General features: G+C 49.0%; 18 protein-coding genes. 12 read left to right on the plus strand and 6 right to left on the minus strand.

The window, feature by feature from the left end; genetic code table 11:
* Nucleotides 1-10: 10 nt before the first annotated feature.
* On the plus strand, nucleotides 11-403 hold the full coding sequence (locus BN6628_RS05195) for a response regulator (protein WP_157692459.1): 393 nt from the start codon (nucleotides 11-13) through the stop codon (nucleotides 401-403).
* Nucleotides 404-652: 249 nt separating this feature from the next.
* On the opposite strand, the gene BN6628_RS05200 is transcribed toward BN6628_RS05195, so the two are convergent.
* Nucleotides 653-2,410 (minus strand): glycine betaine ABC transporter substrate-binding protein, encoded by a 1,758-nt coding sequence (locus BN6628_RS05200; protein ID WP_068622010.1) that lies wholly within the window; start codon nucleotides 2,408-2,410, stop codon nucleotides 653-655.
* The gene (locus BN6628_RS05205; RefSeq protein ID WP_068615236.1) at nucleotides 2,410-3,612 is read right to left on the minus strand and encodes a quaternary amine ABC transporter ATP-binding protein; all 1,203 of its coding nucleotides are present in this window, start codon (nucleotides 3,610-3,612) and stop codon (nucleotides 2,410-2,412) included. The genes BN6628_RS05200 and BN6628_RS05205 overlap by 1 nt, the downstream gene beginning before the upstream one ends.
* Before the next feature lie 228 nt (nucleotides 3,613-3,840).
* Between BN6628_RS05205 and BN6628_RS05210 the strand changes: the two genes are divergently transcribed.
* A complete protein-coding gene (locus BN6628_RS05210; RefSeq protein ID WP_068615239.1) occupies nucleotides 3,841-4,407 on the plus strand; it encodes a GbsR/MarR family transcriptional regulator in 567 nt (188 codons plus the stop codon).
* A 418-nt stretch (nucleotides 4,408-4,825) separates the two neighbouring features.
* Here the strand turns inward: BN6628_RS05210 and pstB are convergent, their stop codons facing one another.
* The 4 genes from pstB to BN6628_RS05230 form a co-directional block, all read right to left on the minus strand.
* A complete protein-coding gene (gene pstB, locus BN6628_RS05215) occupies nucleotides 4,826-5,581 on the minus strand; it encodes a phosphate ABC transporter ATP-binding protein PstB (protein ID WP_082926805.1) in 756 nt (251 codons plus the stop codon).
* A 29-nt stretch (nucleotides 5,582-5,610) separates the two neighbouring features.
* Complete coding sequence (pstA, locus tag BN6628_RS05220; protein WP_068615245.1) at nucleotides 5,611-6,498, minus strand: phosphate ABC transporter permease PstA; 888 nt, start codon at nucleotides 6,496-6,498, stop codon at nucleotides 5,611-5,613.
* Nucleotides 6,495-7,394 carry a phosphate ABC transporter permease subunit PstC gene (gene pstC, locus BN6628_RS05225; protein WP_068615248.1) on the minus strand — a complete coding sequence of 300 codons (900 nt, stop codon included), beginning with the start codon at nucleotides 7,392-7,394 and terminating at the stop codon, nucleotides 6,495-6,497. Before pstC ends, pstA begins: the two co-directional genes overlap by 4 nt.
* Nucleotides 7,395-7,484: 90 nt before the next feature.
* Nucleotides 7,485-8,414: a phosphate ABC transporter substrate-binding protein gene (locus BN6628_RS05230; RefSeq protein ID WP_068615250.1), complete on the minus strand. Its 930-nt coding sequence runs from the start codon at nucleotides 8,412-8,414 to the stop codon at nucleotides 7,485-7,487.
* 191 nt (nucleotides 8,415-8,605) lie between these two features.
* Between BN6628_RS05230 and BN6628_RS05235 the strand changes: the two genes are divergently transcribed.
* The 10 genes from BN6628_RS05235 (at nucleotide 8,606) to BN6628_RS26045 (ending at nucleotide 17,763) form a co-directional block, all read left to right on the plus strand.
* A complete protein-coding gene (locus tag BN6628_RS05235; protein ID WP_068615253.1) occupies nucleotides 8,606-9,493 on the plus strand; it encodes a LysR family transcriptional regulator in 888 nt (295 codons plus the stop codon).
* A gap of 142 nt (nucleotides 9,494-9,635) precedes the next feature.
* Nucleotides 9,636-10,229, plus strand: a complete 594-nt coding sequence (locus BN6628_RS05240; protein WP_068615256.1) for a YdeI/OmpD-associated family protein — start codon at nucleotides 9,636-9,638, stop codon at nucleotides 10,227-10,229.
* 36 nt (nucleotides 10,230-10,265) lie between these two features.
* Nucleotides 10,266-11,201 (plus strand): sugar-binding transcriptional regulator, encoded by a 936-nt coding sequence (locus tag BN6628_RS05245; RefSeq protein WP_068615259.1) that lies wholly within the window; start codon nucleotides 10,266-10,268, stop codon nucleotides 11,199-11,201.
* A 171-nt stretch (nucleotides 11,202-11,372) separates the two neighbouring features.
* The gene (gene deoC / locus BN6628_RS05250) at nucleotides 11,373-12,038 is read left to right on the plus strand and encodes a deoxyribose-phosphate aldolase (RefSeq protein ID WP_068615261.1); all 666 of its coding nucleotides are present in this window, start codon (nucleotides 11,373-11,375) and stop codon (nucleotides 12,036-12,038) included.
* Between the two features lies 1 nt (nucleotide 12,039).
* A complete protein-coding gene (locus BN6628_RS05255; RefSeq protein WP_262363163.1) occupies nucleotides 12,040-12,468 on the plus strand; it encodes a cytidine deaminase in 429 nt (142 codons plus the stop codon).
* A 79-nt stretch (nucleotides 12,469-12,547) separates the two neighbouring features.
* On the plus strand, nucleotides 12,548-13,726 hold the full coding sequence (locus tag BN6628_RS05260; protein WP_068615267.1) for a NupC/NupG family nucleoside CNT transporter: 1,179 nt from the start codon (nucleotides 12,548-12,550) through the stop codon (nucleotides 13,724-13,726).
* Nucleotides 13,727-13,752: 26 nt separating this feature from the next.
* Nucleotides 13,753-14,931, plus strand: a complete 1,179-nt coding sequence (deoB, locus tag BN6628_RS05265; protein ID WP_068615269.1) for a phosphopentomutase — start codon at nucleotides 13,753-13,755, stop codon at nucleotides 14,929-14,931.
* A 25-nt stretch (nucleotides 14,932-14,956) separates the two neighbouring features.
* Nucleotides 14,957-15,664, plus strand: coding sequence for a purine-nucleoside phosphorylase (gene deoD, locus BN6628_RS05270; protein WP_068615272.1), 708 nt, complete (start codon nucleotides 14,957-14,959; stop codon nucleotides 15,662-15,664).
* 92 nt (nucleotides 15,665-15,756) lie between these two features.
* Nucleotides 15,757-17,058 carry a pyrimidine-nucleoside phosphorylase gene (locus BN6628_RS05275; protein ID WP_068615275.1) on the plus strand — a complete coding sequence of 434 codons (1,302 nt, stop codon included), beginning with the start codon at nucleotides 15,757-15,759 and terminating at the stop codon, nucleotides 17,056-17,058.
* Nucleotides 17,059-17,592: 534 nt separating this feature from the next.
* Nucleotides 17,593-17,763, plus strand: coding sequence for a hypothetical protein (locus tag BN6628_RS26045; protein WP_157692460.1), 171 nt, complete (start codon nucleotides 17,593-17,595; stop codon nucleotides 17,761-17,763).
* Nucleotides 17,764-17,995 lie beyond the last annotated feature (232 nt).

Raw genomic sequence — 17,995 nt, forward strand, 5'->3', positions numbered from 1 at the left:
GAGTGAGGTCATGGAATCATCGAGCTATACGATTCTATATATTGAAGATAACGAGCTTAACATGGCTCTAATGCACCATATATTCAAAAAGATTCCGCAAGTTGATCTCATCGGCGTGCCAAATGCCGAAGAAGGAATTGAACTTGCTGTTAGTAAACAGCCGGATATGATTCTGATGGATATTCAGCTGCCCGGTATGGACGGATACCAAGCTCTAAAGCTCCTCAGGGAACGCCAAGAGACCAGGGATATTCCCGTCCTGGCCGTAAGCTCCTATGCCCAGAAAGGGGATGTGGAGAAGGGCAAGCAGGCTGGATTTGCGCATTATATTACGAAGCCAATACAAGTGAAAGCATTTAAGGAATTAATAGAGCAGTCGCTGGCGTTAAAAAAATTATTCTAACTATATAAGTGAATTTGAGAATTGACCCACAGGCAAGAGTGTGAAATGATTCTGGAGAAGCGAAGCGTTCGCCTTTGTGAACGGATTTCCACCTTATAAATATAATTTAAGAAATCTGAGAGCAACAGCGATCGTAAGAACATTTCACGCGGCTGCACTACTGGGAGTAAATCAGCAGTTCAATTTATATAAGTACACCAGAAAGCCCCCAATCCCTTGCTGGGAATTGGGGGCTTATCGCGTTTACTTCTATTTATTCAGGTCTTCGATGGATTTAAGATCTACATAAGCAGGAACAACAAGCCCGGTGCGTACATGGGTCATGTTGGGACCGAGATCAATCAGATCCCCTTTATACTTGTTCCAGTAGTCTGCATGGGTCAGCGGAAGCCAGGCCGAAGCGGTGGCATCTACATCCCCACTGGCAACCCCGGTCCACATCGGGCCTGCTTCCACCTGAAGGGCATTGACCTTGTAGCCAAGGTCCTCCTCAAGGATGTATTTAAGCAGGTTGGTGCTTGCAATTTCAGAATCCCAAGCCACATAGCTGAGGGTGAGCTTATGCCCATTCACCTTGTTAAGCCCCTGGGTCCATTCCTGTACCCGGTCTGAATGCTTAACGGCCCAGTTCTTGGCAGCTGATTCCGGGCTTTCGCCTTCTTGGATGGCTGCCATAATCTCACCCATCTCGTCCGCGGTCCAACTGAACCGGTCGAGGAAAGTATAAGCGGTTGGCTCATCCTGCTTGAGCCCCTTGCGGGCAAGCGTATGAATTTCTTCCGCTTCACCGTAAGTTTTCTTCGGATCATCCAAGTATTTCAAATCGTATTTCGTGAACATCCAGTGAGGAGTCCAGCCGGTTACGATAATCGGCTCCTTATTCTTGATTGCCTTATCCAGCATAGCCGTCATGGCAGTACTGGAGCCTTCAATCAGCTTCCAATCCTTAAGATTGTAATCCTGGATCGCTTTGGCGGTAGATTTCATAATGCCTGAACCAGGATCTATCCCAATGATCTGGTTGTGGAACTGGCTGGCAACCTGTCCGCCTTGATTGGCGTCCGCCGATGTCCCGGAAGGAAGCAGCAGGTATTGAGCAATGCCTCCAACAATAATGACCAGAGCAAGTGATACGGCATAAGCGAGGCGGCGGCGCGGCTGCCTTTGAGCTGCCGCTTTGCGGCGCCCTGTCTTGAACAGATTCTGTGAGAAGCGGTCCAGCACAATGGCCAGCACGACTACAGCAAGGCCGGCCTCAAATCCTTGGCCAATCTTAAGCTGAGCTACCGCCCGGTAGACTTCCGCCCCGATGCCTTGGGCACCAATCATGGAAGCAATGACAACCATGGACAGACTGAGCATAATGGTCTGGTTAATTCCAGCCATCATCGTTGGCATCGCCAGAGGCAGGTCCACCTTGAACAGTTTCTGCCATGTTGTGGAACCAAAGGCTTCGGCAGCTTCCGTCAGTTCTGCAGATACCTGTTTAATCCCCAGATAAGTCATTCTTATGGTTGGGGGAATCGCAAAGATAACCGAAGCAATAACACCGGGCACTACACCCAGACTGAAGAAAGTAACCGCCGGAAGCAGATAGACGAAGGCCGGCATGGTCTGCATGAAGTCCAGAATGGGTGAGAGAATACGGTGCGTGGTTCTGCTGTATGCACTCCATATGCCCAGGGGAATCCCAAGAATGATCGAGATCAGCCCAGAGGTGATCACAAGTCCCAGGGTATCCATGGTTTGGGTCCAGTATCCTAAGTTATCAATCAGCAGGAAGCCGATCACGGTAAACAGCGTAAGTGGAACCTTGCCGATGGCATAAGCAAGTATACCAAGGATAACGATGAATAGCAGAGGATGCGGCAGCAGGAATAGGCCTGAAAAGAATGCAACCACATGCTGAATCACAGTGGAGATGGCGTCAAACAGGGCTCCTAGATGATCCCCCATCCAGTTGACCAGAGCTTCGATCCAATCCGCAAGAGGAATTTTCGGCATCATCATTCCTCACCCCCCAAGCTTTTGGTATCCCCGGCGAGTGCTCCTAGTACGGCTCCCCGTACAATGACTCCGAGCAAGCGTCGGTTCTCATCAACGACGGCAAGCGGCACCTTCGAGGAACTGGTGACCTCGAACAAGTCGCCGAGCAGGGTATCCGGGCTGACTTCCGGTCCATCCTTGATCAGTATCTCAGATAGCCCGGTTCCGGATTTCATGGCAGAAGAGGCATCCTCCGCTGTAATAACACCGAGCAGCCGTTTAGCCCGGTCAATGACAAACAGGTTGGAGATCCCTCTCTCCCGCATAAGCTGTAATGCAACCCGCGGCCCTCTGTCTAGAGTTACGGTTTCAGGACGTATCATGACATGTGCAGCCGTTAGTACCTTGGACAGGTCCACGTCTTCAATAAACCGTTCAACGTAACGGTTAGCAGGCTGCGTGAGCATCTCCTCCGGAGTTCCCAGCTGCACAAGAGCCCCATCCTTCATAAGAGCGATACGGTCTCCGATGCGCAGCGCCTCATCCAGATCGTGTGTGATGAACACGATCGTTTTTTTCATTTTCTCCTGCAGCTCCAGAAGCTCATCCTGCATATCCCGGCGGATCAGAGGGTCCAGTGCGCTAAATGCCTCATCCATGAGCAAAATTTCGGGATCGTTCGCAAGCGCCCGGGCTAGACCCACCCGCTGCTGCATGCCTCCACTGAGCTCATCGGGCATCTTGGCCCCCCAACCCTTCAGGCCGACCAGTTCAAGCGCATGCTCCGCTTTAACCCGGCGCTGCTCTTTGTCAACCTGCTGGATCTCCATTCCGTATTCCACATTTTGTAGCACAGTCCGGTGTGGAAACAGCGCAAATTTCTGAAACACCATGCTGATCTGTTTACGCCGCACCTCGCGGAGCTGGGCTTTGTTCATTTTGCGCAGATCCTTGCCATGGATCAGAATTTCACCGGACGATGGCTCAATCAGACGATTCAACATCCGAACCAACGTGGATTTGCCGCTGCCGGACAGTCCCATAATGACAAAAATTTCGCCTTGGCGAATATCCAGGCTAACCCGGTTAACACCCACGGTTATTTGTTTCTCGCGGGCCAGTTGTTCTTTGGTATGCCCTTTCTCTAATAGCTGAATGCCTTGCTGGGCATTTGGGCCGAACAATTTGCTGACATTCCGCACCTCAAGAATTGTATTTTCCAAAAAAACTCACCCCTCTTGTTCTGTAGGTCTTAGTCTAACAATAATATGACATTCTAATCAACCCTTAAATCTGTACATACGGAACGTACAGGAAAAACTGTACAAAACAAATGTCGAAAATCCTCCATAATGCTCCCATATGCTCCTTTGCCTGTTTCTTTACATTTAGAGACGCTTTTTCTAAGATGGATACATAAGAGGACAAAGGTTAAATAGGAGGCTGCAAGCATGGGCTTGGACCAGCTTAGTGAACAAGAACAATCCGAGTTGATGAGAGTTCGTAAACGTGTAATTGAAGCGATAGGAAGAAATATGGACTTATACGGGGTTACCTTATCGACCGGTCATTTATACGGCCTGCTGTTTTTTGCGGACAAGCCAATGACACTCGATGAGATGGGCCATGAGATGAAGATGAGCAAGACCAGTATGAGCACGGGGGTGCGAACGCTGCTGGACCTGAAGATGGTGAACAAGGTCTGGGAGAAGGGTTCACGTAAAGACCTGTATGAGGTCGAATATGATTGGTATCAGACCTTTAATGACTTCTTTGCTATCAAATGGCGTAAAGCGGTCGAGACAAATTTAAACATTCTCAAGCGTTCCATTGACGAGTTGGGAAAATGGATTTCCCGGACAGAGGATGAGAATGTGAAGAAGATTCTCCTGGGGGACCAGCGCAAGATGAGGGAGGCCACCGAGTATTATATGTGGCTGGATCGCCTGATCGATACGCTGGAGAGTGGAGAGATTTATAACCTGGTTCCCAAACACGAGGGACATGAGAAAGCCTAGGCGGGTATACCGCTTAGGCTTTTTTATATAAAATGAACTTTAGAATATACCGATCTCAGCGGAGAGGCCGAGTGATTCTGAAGAAGTGGAGCGTCCGCCTTTGTCTCCGAAATGCCCCTATATTTAGTTCAAGCATTTCGGAGACAACAGCGGCCTTAAAGAACACTCGGCATTGCAGCGCCCCAATAGGGTAAACTTCATTAGTTCATTTTATATAGCGTATTAATATTGTTGCGAGGTGGCAGAATGATCTCTGTATGCCTTGTATCATAAAAATTGGAATAAGCCGCATTAAAGACATGTAGATAAGAGAGTGAGTAACAACAAAGAAGCAGGTCCCGTATGAAACGGGCCTGCTTCCTCAATATATGCTAAAGTCGAGCCTGATTGGCTAAGGGCCCGAGGTTGAATCTTCGGCTTAACCGAACCGCCCTGAAATATATTCCTGGGTATTCGGTTTGGCAGGGTTCGTAAAGATAATGCTGGTCTCGTTATACTCCACTAAGCTGCCAAGGTAGAAGTAGGCGGTGAAGTCGGACACCCGTGCAGCCTGCTGCATGTTATGGGTTACGATCACGATGGTGAGTGATTTCTTAAGCTCCTCAATGGTCTCTTCAATCTTGGCGGTTGAGATCGGATCAAGTGCGGAGGCAGGCTCATCCAGCAGCAGAATGGACGGATTGACCGAGAGGGCGCGCGCGATGCACAATCTCTGCTGCTGCCCCCCGGAGAGCGCGAGCGCAGAGGTGTTCAGACGGTCTTTGACCTCGTCCCACAGCGCGGCTTTACGCAGACTGTCCTCTACAATGCGATCCAGTTCTTTCTTATTCTTAATCCCGTGATATTTGGGGCCAAATGCGATATTCTCATAAATTGACTTATAAAAAGGATTGGGCCGCTGCCAGACCATTCCGATCTTCTGGCGGAGCACCGTTACATCGGTGTCGGCGGAGTTAATATCCTTATCCCCGATCCAGATGCTGCCTGTCTGCCGGGAGCCGGGAATTTCATCGTTCATCCGGTTGAGGGAACGAAGATAAGTCGACTTCCCGCAGCCGGATGGACCGATCAGCGCCGTCACGCTTCGCTCGGCAAAGGTCATATCAATGCCTTTTACAGCTTCATGTTCGCCGTAATAGACTTTAAGATTTTCAGTTCGTAAGGTGTCCGTCATGAGCCGTCTCCTCTTCCCATTACTTAAAATTATTTAATCGAAGTGAATTTGCGGTACAGGGCTCTTCCAAGCCAGCGGGCCAGCAGGTTGAACACCAAGACCATGATAACCAGAACGGCGGAAGCTCCCGCCGCAATCTGAATGGCGTCCGGGGCAAGGCCTTCGCTGTTTACCTTCCAAATATGAACGGCCAGCGTCTCGGCCGGACGGAACGGATTCAGTGGCGAAGCCGCGTGCAGCGGATTCCAGTCACTGAAATTGATGTGTGGTGTGGTCATGCCTGCGGTAAAGAGCAGGGCCGCTGCCTCACCAAATACACGTCCTGCAGCCAGGATCGTTCCTGTCACAATAATAGGCAGGGCGACTGGGAACAGGATGGACGTAATGATTTTCCATTTGGACAAGCCCATGGCGAGTCCGGCTTCTTTTTGTTCCTTAGGAACACTGCGGAAGGCTTGCTCGGTTACGCGCACCATCAGCGGCATATTAAAAATGGTCAGCACGATGGCCCCGGAGAACAGGGAGAACCCGAAGTCGAACTGCTGTACGACAACCAGGAGGCCAAACAGGCCCACAACGATGGACGGAAAGGAAGACAGAACTTCCACAATGAGCCGGATGGCGTCAGTTAGACGGTTCGGCTTGGCATACTCTGCCATGTAGATCCCAGCCCCAAGTCCAAGTGGAATCGTGATAATCATGGTCAGGATAAGCAAATATAAGGAATTGAAGAGCTGCGGTCCAATACCGCCGCCTTCACGGATAGTCTGTGGTTCTGAAGTCAGGAAGTGCCAGTCAATATGGCTCAGGCCCCTGAACAGGATGAAGCCCAGCATGCCCAGAAGTACGGCAACAATCAGCAGAGCGAAGAAAACAATTATACCGGTTGCGAGCTTATCGGCGGCTTTCGGTTTCAAAGTTTATGTCTCCTTTCGAGAAGCCTTACGACAAAGACAAAGACGAAGGTCATCAGCATAAGAATCATAGCCATACTCCATAGGGCGTTGTTTTGAACCGAGCCCATTACGGTGTTGCTCATATTTAGAGTAATTACACTGGTCAGCGTAGAAGCTGACTCGAACAGGGAAGTCGGGATATGTGGTGCGTTCCCGATAACCATTTGTACAGCCAATGCTTCACCGAATGCCCGGGCCATACCGAGCACCACCCCTGTAAGAACGGACGGAAGCACGGTTGGCAGAATAACGCCGTAAATCGTCTGCCAGCGGGTGGCCCCCAGACCGTAGGAAGCTTCTTTTAAATTCCGGGGCAGTGCGCTGAGCGCATCTGTGGCAATACTGGTGATGGTAGGCAGAATCATAATGGACAACACGATGGCTCCGGCAGCAACGCCAATCCCCTGCCCGGGAAAGGTTGACCGCAGGAACGGAACGAGAATACTCAGGCCGATGAAGCCGTAGACAACGGATGGGATACCAGCCAGCAGCTCAACTACGGGCTGAAGCACCTTTTTCCCCCAGTTGGGAACAATCTCAGTCATGAACAGTGCGGCACATACGCTCAGGGGGCTTGCGATCAGCGCAGCGAGAAGTGAGGTCAGAAAGGAGCCATAAATAAATGGCAGTGCACCGAATTTGTTATCATCAGGGCTCCAGGTGCTTCCAAAAAGGAACTCAGACAAGCTTACATGATCAATGGCAAAGGTTGAGATGCCTTTAGTGGCCACAAAATACACAATGGAGATAATAATAACGATGAGGAAGAGCACACATATGGTTGTATATCCCCGTCCAATCCATTCCTCTGTCCGGTGCTTGCGCAGGAGAAGGGGGGTATCCTGATTAGATTTCATTATGTCCTTCTATCCTTTCTAAAGAGAAAATAGAGGCAGAAGTGTAATCTTCCGCCTCTTGGTCTAATGGCCCTTGCTGCCGTGGTGAAATTACTTCGTTACGTTGCCTGCTTCGTCACGTTTTACTTGCATTTTGGATGCAGGGATGTAACCGAGTTCCACAACGTCGCCGTTCTGAACTTCGTCAGTCATGAAGTAATCTAGGAACGCCTTGGTAGTGGCATCCGGCTCACCTTTGGTGTACATGTGCTCATAAGCCCATACCGGATATTTACCGGACACGACATTATCTACAGTTGCATCTACACCTTCATATTGAACAGCCTTCACTTTATCATCCAGATAAGACAGGGCGAGGTATCCGATTGCACCAGGAGTTTCGGTTACAAGCTTCTTTACGGTTCCTGAGGAATCTTCTTGAATGGAGCCCTTCAAATCTTCAGTCTTGGTTCCAAGTGCAAACTTCTCAAAGGTTGCGCGGGTTCCGGAGCTGCTTGGACGGTTAACAATTACAATCGCTTGATCTTTACCGCCAACGTCTTTCCAGTTGGTGATTTTACCTGTGAAAATATCCACCAGCTGCTGCTTTGTCAAATTTGTTACGCCTACTTCAGGATTGGTAACTGCTGCGATAGCTACTACCGCTACTTGGTGATCTACCAATTCTTTGGCTGCCGCTTCGTCTTTCATTTTCTCGGAAGCGAATACGTCGGAGTTCCCGATTTGAACTTGTCCGCCGGACACTTGAGTCAGACCGGTACCACTGCCTCCGCCTTGAACTTGTATGGAAACGCCAGTGTTCTTATCCATGAACTTCTTACCCACTTGTTCAACAAGCGGCTGCAGGGCTGTGGAGCCTGATGCTAGAATGGAACCGCTGAGAGCTGTGGTTTCGGAGGTTGGTTTATTCGTAGTATCCGTAGTAGTGCTTCCACTGCTGTTGTCTTTGTTGCCACAAGCGGCCAGAGATACGGCAAAAGCCAGCGTGAGGGTCAAAAGGAACGACTTCTTCAATTTCATGTTTTGTATTCTCCCCTAGTGAATTAATTTTGGTCGAAATTTGTTCCCGACAAGTAAAATTATAGGACCCAACTATCATTCCAAATTCATAACTTTGTAAAGTTAAAAATAAAAAATGAAATAAAAAATTGATGTATCCATAGATTTTATTTAAATAACTGGCTATTATGAGGAGGTGAGGGAGGCATTGTATGAACATTGTAAAGCTGAAAATTGTCGTTCTTATTGACAAATATAAAAAAATCTCCGATGTGGCGAGGGAGCTTAAGCTTAAGCAGCCCACCGTTACTTTTCATATGAAGAGCCTGGAAGAGGAACTCGGTACAGTCCTATTCGACTCACGCCGCGGGCGAGTTATCTTAACCGAAGCGGGCAGGGCGCTGCTCTACTATGCCCAGCGGATTACCTCACTAACAGATGAAGCGATGAATATCGTAGCTGACTTTGATACGCTGGAGAGAGGAACGCTGCACATTGGGGCGGGCCTGCTGCCGGGCAACTCCTATCTTCCCGCGTTGGCGGGGAGATTCATGCGTAAATTCCCCGGCATTCACCTGGATATCCGGGTTAGGGCTGACGCAGAGATCATGAAGCTGCTGCAGCGTGCGGAAATTGATCTAGCCGTAATGCATACGGACGGTTCCTTAGAGGAAGAGCATCTGGAATGTGAGCCGCTGGGCCGCGATGAGATGGTACTGATCTATCCTGACGAGCATTCTTTCTCCGCGCTCAAAAAAATTGAGGTTAACCAGATCGCCCAGGAAAGGTTCATTCAGCATGCCGAGGGCTCCTATATCAAGGGTTTCTCTGAACGATGGGCTTCTGCGAACCAGGTTAACCTGTGGAACTCGGCAAGCCTGGATTCGCCGGAGGCGGTGAAGCTTGCTGTGCAGGCAAAGGCCGGGATTTCCTTCTATACCCGGAGGGGGCTGCTGCTTCCCTCCGCTCCGGAAGGAATCCGGACCGCCCCGCTCCCCGGCAATGCCATCCGTGAGCCTGAGATCACACTGGTCTACCGTAAAGACAGGCCGGTAACGGCTGCGGGCCGGGAGTTTGCGGCTTTTCTCAGAGCTTTGTAAAACCGGTGTAATCCCGATAGGTCAACTTATATAGTTAATATTTATTCCTTAATAGAAAAGAACGCTAGTGGTATACTTGGAAAAAAGCTATCCAAACCGATAGCTGCCAGCTGATTGAAAATTGAAGAGGGGCGTTCCTTACATGACAAATAGCAGAACGAATCCTAAGGTTGATGAGTTTATAAAGAAATCTAAGAAGTGGAAAGAAGCTTATGAGAAGTTAAGACAAATTGTTCTTGACTGTGAGCTGACCGAGGAATTCAAGTGGATGCATCCTTGTTACACGTTAGAGAACAAGAACATAGTAATCATTCATGGATTTAAAGAATATTGTGCCCTCCTGTTCCACAAAGGCGTTCTGTTAAAGGACCCAGAGCGAATTCTGATCCAGCAAACGGAGAATGTGCAGGCGGGACGCCAAATCCGGTTCACGACTGTTCAGGAAATCATTGAAATGGAAGCTACCTTGAAAGCCTATATTCATGAAGCCATTGAAGTTGAGAAAGCCGGGCTGGAGGTAGAGTATAAAAAGAACTCGGAGTATCCCATCCCTGAAGAATTTCAAAATAAACTCGATGAAATCCCTGCCCTGAAAACGGCCTTTGAAGCGCTGACTCCGGGACGGCAAAGAGCCTACCTGCTTTATTTTGCTAGTCCGAAGCAGTCCAAAACCCGGGAATCGAGGGTTGAAAAATATATGCCACTTATTTTAGAGGGAAAAGGACTCAATGATTAACAATATCAATCTCATTTATGAAATGGAGGGAGACCCATGGAAGATGAGAAGCAAAGGCTGAGTATTGAGGCCGCCAGGCTTTATTATCTATCTGATTACAGTCAGCAGGATATCGCAACAAGGCTTGGCGTCTCCCGTCCTACGATATCGAGGCTGCTGCAGCATGCCAAGGATCAGGGGTATGTGCGCATTGATATCATCGATCCTCTGGAGGATTTGGATACGCTTGGGGACCGCCTGAAGGCCAAGTATAATCTGGATCATGTGCTTGTAAGTTACTCGCCGCTTAATGAGTATCAGGAGATTCAGAAGCACATCAGCAAGCGTGCGGCTGAATATCTGCATGACATCGTTCAGGATACGGATATCATTGGCGTAACCTGGGGAACAACCATGTACGCAGTCGCACAGAATCTTGAGCCGAAGCATGTTAAGGGAGTGGAGGTTGTCCAGCTGAAAGGCGGGGTGAGCCATTCCCACGTCAACACCTACGCGGTGGAGACCGTGAATTTGTTCGCTGAAGCCTATCAGACCGCTGCCCGTTATCTTCCGCTCCCGGTCATCTTTGACAATATTGCAGTGAAGCAGATGGTCGAGCAGGATCGGCATATCCAGAGGATTATCGAGCTCGGCAGGCAGGCGAACATCGCCATATTTACCGTTGGAACGGTGAAGAGTGATGCGCTGCTGTTCCGTCTGGGTTATTTCAGCAAGGAGGAGCAGCACCTGCTGGAATCAACTGGCGTGGGGGATATCTGCTCCAGATTTTTTGATACAGAAGGTAATATTATCAGTGAAGAGATTAACCAGCGCACGGTGGGCATTGATCTTCCGGACTTAAGAAACAAGGAGAAGTCGATCCTTGTGGCTGGAGGCCACCGCAAGATTGAAGCGATCCGTGCAGCCCTCATTGGGGGATATGCAAATATTTTGGTTACGGATCAATTCACGGCCCAGTCTTTGTTATTATGATGAATCTGCCGCCTGCTGCGGCAGATTTTTTTGTTTCTTTTGGGTGAATACTAGGATATAGATCACACTTGAACATAATTTCATAATAACGTTTACATTTGTTCAATGGCGTGGTAAGATATCTATGAATCAAGCTAATGTCTAGACAACTTTCTCTGAGGAGTGAACAATATGAATGTTGCAGCATTAATCGATCATACTCTGCTTCGTGCGGATGCAACGAAGAGTGAGATTACTAAGCTTACAGAAGAAGCAAAGAAATATGAGTTTGTTTCGGTATGTGTGAATCCAACTTGGGTTGCTTACTGCGCTGAGCAGCTTGCAGGCACTCCGGTCAAGGTATGTACAGTTATCGGTTTTCCGTTAGGGGCTAACACACCTGAAGTCAAAGCCTTTGAAGCTTCCAACGCGATTCAGAACGGAGCCGGAGAAGTGGATATGGTCATCAACATCGGTGCTCTGAAGGACCGCAACGATGAGCTTGTGGAACGGGACATCAGAGCTGTGGTTGATGCTGCAGCAGGCAAAGCACTGGTTAAGGTTATTATTGAGACCAGCCTTCTGACAGATGAAGAGAAGGTTCGTGCATGTGAGCTGGCGGTCAAAGCCGGAGCGGACTTTGTGAAGACTTCGACTGGCTTCTCGACAGGCGGAGCGACTCCAGAAGATGTGGCTTTAATGCGCCGCACGGTAGGAGATGCGGTTGGGGTTAAGGCATCCGGCGGCGTACGCAGTCTTGAAGATATGACCAAGATGGTGGAAGCCGGCGCTAACCGGATCGGAGCCAGCTCTGGTGTGAAGATCATGGAAGGCGGACAGTCTACATCTTCTTATTAAGATAGGTTTATCCAAGAAGGAGGAGTTATCCATGAAAGACCAGTTGATTCATGAAGCGATTGAAGCACGGAAGACGGCCTATGTGCCTTATTCGAAATTTCAAGTCGGAGCCGCGGTATTGACGGACGGAAAGGTGTATCGTGGGTGCAACATCGAGAATGCTTCGTTCGGTCTGACCAACTGTGCTGAACGCACGGCGATCTTCAAGGCAGTATCCGAAGGTCATAAGAAAATCGAAGCCATTGCAGTCGTTGCGGACACTGAGGGTCCGGTATCCCCGTGTGGGGCTTGCCGTCAGGTACTGGCTGAATTTTGCGATCAAGATACGAAGATTTATTTGACTAACCTTCATGGTGACACAGAAGAGTGGACGATGGAACGCCTCCTTCCTGGAGCCTTTCAGGCTGAGGATATGGATAAGAAGAATTAATCCTGCGGGATTTTTTCTTTTTTCAATACGCTGTAAGCGCTTAATGAAAATACGAAATTGAGTTAGGAGAAAAGACTACATGAAATACTTAATTGCGTTAATTGGGATTGTGGTTGTATTTCTGCTTACCTATCTCGCAAGCAATGACAAGCGCAAGATTCGCTACAGGCCGCTAGTTATCATGATTGTCCTGCAGGCGGTGCTTGCTTTTATCCTGCTGAATACGGGTGTAGGGGAATTCTTAATCGGAGGTTTTGCTTCGGTATTCGATAATCTGCTCAGTTATGCTTCTGAAGGGGTTAACTTTGTATTTGGCGGTCTGGCAAATGAAGGACAAGCTCCATTCTTCCTGTCCGTGCTGCTGCCCATCATCTTCATTTCGGCGTTGATCGGTATTTTGCAGTACACGAGAGTTCTTCCTTTTGTCATTAAATACATTGGACTTATATTGAGTAAAGTAAATGGAATGGGTAAACTGGAATCCTACAACGCTGTAGCTTCGGCGATTTTAGGACAATCCGAGGTATTTATTTCCGTGAAAAAGCAAATCGGCATGCTGCCGAAGCACCGTCTCTATACGCTGTGTGCTTCTGCCATGTCTACGGTCTCCATGTCGATCGTGGGTGCGTATATGACCATGATTAATCCCAAGTATGTGGTGACCGCCCTGGTGCTCAACCTCTTCGGTGGATTCATCATTGCTTCTATTCTGAACCCTTATGAGGTGTCCAAAGATGAGGATATTCTAGAGGTGCAGGAGGAAGAGAAGCAGTCGTTCTTTGAAATGCTCGGAGAGTACATCATGGACGGCTTCAAGGTTGCAACGACCGTTGCAGCCATGCTGATTGGTTTCGTAGCCCTGATTGCGCTGGTTAATGGGATCTTCAGCGGTATTTTGGGAATTTCGTTCCAAGAGCTGCTCGGTTATGTGTTCGCCCCGTTTGCTTTTGTAATGGGAGTTCCGTGGAAGGAAGCGGTAGAGGCCGGAAGCATTATGGCAACGAAGATGGTCTCCAACGAGTTCGTGGCGATGCTGGACCTTGGCAAGCATACGGCGCTTTCCGCACATACCGTCGGAATTGTATCCGTATTCCTGGTATCTTTTGCGAACTTCTCCTCTATCGGAATTATCGCGGGTGCGGTAAAAGGGCTTCATGAGAAGCAGGGGAATGTGGTGGCACGATTTGGTCTTAAATTGTTATACGGAGCTACTATGGTAAGTGTGCTGTCGGCTACAGTTGCAGGGTTGTTTATCTAAGACACAATGTAAGGGAGATGCTGAACATGGCAGATTTTAAAAGAATTCATGTAGTCGTGATGGACTCTGTCGGGATTGGAGAAGCGCCGGATGCCGCCCAGTTCGATGATTTCGATGTGGACACATTCGGGCACATCGCCGAGGCGACCGGAGGGCTTAACATGCCGAACATGGCTAAGCTGGGTCTGTCCAACATCAAGGAGGTCAAGGGAGTTCCGAAGGCGGACAAGCCGATGGCCTATTACACCAAGATGCAGGAAGCTTCCAAAGGCAAAGATACGATGACAGGACACTGGGAGATCATGGGCCTCTACATCGACACCCCGTTCCGTGTATTTGAGAACGGCTTTCCGGATGAGCTTATTCAGCGCATCGAAGAGAAGACCGGCCGCAAGGTCATCGGTAACAAGCCGGCCAGCGGAACCGAGATCATCGCAGAGCTCGGGGAAGAGCATGTGAAGACGGGCGCTTTGATCGTATATACTTCTGCGGATTCCGTTCTGCAGATTGCCGCTCATGAAGATATTGTGCCTCTGAAGGAACTGTATGAAATTTGCGAATTCTGCCGTGAGATTACGCTGGATGATCCATATATGCTTGGACGTATTATCGCACGGCCGTTCGTGGGCGAACCAGGTAAATTCACCCGGACTGCGAATCGTCATGATTACGCGCTTAAGCCGTTTGGCCGGACTACGATGAATGAGCTTAAGGATGCGGGACTGGATGTGATCGCACTTGGCAAAATCTCGGATATTTACGACGGTGAAGGGGTAACTAAGTCGATCCGTACTGTGTCCAATATGGACGGGATGGACAAACTTGTTCAGGTGCTGGACGAGAAGTTCACCGGGATCAGCTTCCTGAACCTGGTTGACTTCGATGCCCTGTTCGGACACCGCCGTGATCCGGAAGGCTACGCCAAAGCTCTGGAAGAGTACGATGCGCGTCTGCCTGAGGTTTTTGCCAAGCTGACGGATGAAGACCTGCTGATTATTACAGCCGACCACGGGAATGACCCGACTTACCGCGGGACAGACCATACCCGTGAATATGTGCCGCTCTTGGTCTACTCGCCGAAATTTGCTGAAGGCAAGGAACTGCCGCTTCGTAAGACGTTTGCCGATATCGGTGCAACGGTTGCGGAGAACTTCGGTGTGAAGATGCCGGAGTACGGAACAAGCTTTCTGGCGGATTTGAAATAATTATAAATAATGGGAGGATTCACACATGAGCGTTCATATTAATGCGAAAAAAGGCGATATCGCCGAGACGATTCTATTGCCAGGTGACCCGCTCCGGGCCAAATATATTGCAGAGACTTACCTTGAAGATGCAACTTGTTACAACCAGGTACGGGGAATGCTTGGATTTACCGGTACGTACAAAGGAAAAAGAATATCGGTACAGGGTTCTGGAATGGGCGTTCCGTCCATCAGTATCTATGTGAATGAGCTAATTAGTGAATATGGTGTGAAGAACCTGATCCGCGTGGGAACCTGCGGAGCAATGCAGCAGAACATCCGCGTGCGTGATGTCATTCTTGCGCAAGCATCTTCTACGGACTCCAGCATGAACCGCAACTTGTTCGGCGGATATGATTTTGCTCCTGTGGCAAGTTTCCCGCTGCTTAAAGCAGCTTATGACCGTGCGGTGGAGAAAGGATTGAAGCTGCATGTCGGCAATATTTTCAGTTCGGATATCTTCTATCGTGATGACAAATCCATCACCCAGAAGCTGATGGATTACGGAGTTCTGGCGGTTGAGATGGAGACGACAGCCCTCTACACCCTGGCTGCGAAGTTCGGTGTTAACGCACTGACCATTCTGACTGTGAGCGACCATCTTCTTACAGGGGAAGAAACTACAGCGGAAGAGCGTCAGACCACATTTAACGAAATGTTAGAGGTTGCTCTGGATACAGCGATTACTTTGTAGGCAAATAAGTGAACTTTGGAATGAACTGATCTCAGCGGAGAGGTTTATGCAGGTCGGCATTACAACAAAAGAAATGTGAGGAGAGTGTAAGTATGAGAATGGTGGATCTTATTGAGAAGAAGCGCGACGGTAAGGAATTATCAACAGAAGAAATCAACTTCATTATCGAAGGCTATACCAAAGGGGATATTCCTGATTATCAGGTAAGCGCGCTTGCCATGGCGATCTTCTTCAAGGACATGACAGAACGCGAACGCGCCGATCTGACCATGGCGATGGTGAACTCCGGAGAGACCATCGACTTGTCCGCAATTGAAGGCGTGAAGGTGGATAAGCACTCAACTGGCGGTGTCGGAGATACCACTACGCTCGTGCTTGCGCCCCTCGTTGCCGCCCTGGACATTCCGGTGGCGAAGATGTCCGGCCGCGGACTGGGCCATACCGGCGGTACGATTGACAAGCTGGAAGCCATTGAAGGCTTCCACGTGGAGATTACCAAGGAGGAATTCACGGACCTTGTGAACAATCACAAGATTGCGGTCATCGGGCAGACCGGGAACATCACTCCTGCCGACAAGAAATTGTACGCGCTGCGGGATGTGACAGCAACGGTAGACTCCATCGCGCTGATCGCCAGCTCGATCATGAGTAAGAAGATCGCGGCTGGTTCAGACGCGATTGTGCTTGACGTGAAGACTGGGGCTGGCGCATTTATGAAAACAGCCGAAGATGCCAGAGCACTTGCGCATGCCATGGTCAGCATCGGCAACAATGTAGGCCGCAGAACGATGGCGGTGATCTCAGATATGAGCCAGCCTCTGGGCTTGGCTATCGGGAATGCGCTTGAGGTCAAGGAAGCCATTGATACCCTCAAGGGTCATGGTCCTAAGGATCTTGAGGAGCTGTGTCTGGCCCTTGGACGCCAGATGGTCTTCCTGGCAGGCAAGGCGGCATCTCTGGAAGAAGCGGAAGAGAAGCTTCGGGAAGTGATCAAGAACGGCAAGGCGCTTGAGAAGTTCAAAGAGTTCATCGCGAATCAGGGCGGCGACGCTTCGATTGTGGATCATCCAGAGAAACTTCCGCAGGCCGCATATCTGATTGAAGTTCCAGCCAAGACCGATGGGGTAGTGGCCGAGATTGTGGCCGACGAGATCGGTACAGCTGCGATGCTGCTTGGGGCAGGACGCGCTACCAAGGAATCGGAAATCGATCTGGCCGTGGGTCTGATGCTCAACAAGAAGATCGGGGATCAGGTGAAAGCTGGAGAGTCTCTGGTGACCATCCATGCCAATCGCGAGCAGGTGGACGATGTGATTGAAATGATTTATGAGAACATCCGTATTGCGGATCATGCGGAAGCGCCTGTGCTGGTGCATGGGATCGTAACGGAGTAAATGATCTGGTAGCTGGATCGGCGAACCGGATCAGATAACGATATTTATTTAAAGAGCATGGACCTTTGCGGGTCCATGTTCTTTTTCATGTGCAGGAAAGTGATTAGTAACTATAAAAGGTTGTTTTAACTCGTAGGGTTGGCTTGAGATGAGGCTTGGAGCATAGTGACTTGGAGCATAGTGAAGGCCTGCACACCTGACTAATGTCCTGAATTTTACGGTGTCTCTGGTCCCTGGTTGACAAGGGACATCGTCTGATTACTGTCCCAAATAGAAGAAAGCCTTATGTAGACCTTTCTTCATATATCCTACCCCGCAGGTCGTGATTTGTGCTGAAATTCATGGCCCTTTCCTCCTTAAATTGCGAAAAAGTGTTTACGTTATATTGGATTCGGGTATTGTTATTATCGAAGATTGGGTCACCGCACGAAAATTGGATGACCCGTAACGAAGATTGAATGACCCGTACCCGGTAACTAAAGGGCTAAATTTCGCATGTGCTGTTAGCATGCTGTGGTATTAGGAGGAGAACATATGAATTCGAATTTGACCGTTCATCAGGCGATGGCTTATCAGCACTATCAGCCCTTCAGAACTCAAAATGTTAATATACAGAAAAAAGAGAGCGAGAACGACAACCATCGGAGCTTCCGGGATATTTTAAGTGAGAAAATGGAGTCGTCTAAGTCTGGTCTAAGAAGATAGGCCTTTGTGTGAATTTTTACTGCACCCAAGACAAATACATAGAATATTTGATTGTCCACCTCTTTGTCCACACTGGTTTTGTTAAAGTATGGCTGCTTAGGTGGACTGCTGCTTTTTCAGCTATTATGAAAACATATCGAACGAACGGTACTTTTTATAGAAAAAGGTTAGTAATAAATAGCTTGAATAAGCTGCCAGACCACCTTCAAGATGTTGTCATGAACGAATTAAG

The sequence above is a fragment of the Paenibacillus tuaregi genome (genome assembly GCF_900086655.1).
Classification (GTDB): Bacteria; Bacillota; Bacilli; order Paenibacillales; family Paenibacillaceae; genus Fontibacillus; species Fontibacillus tuaregi.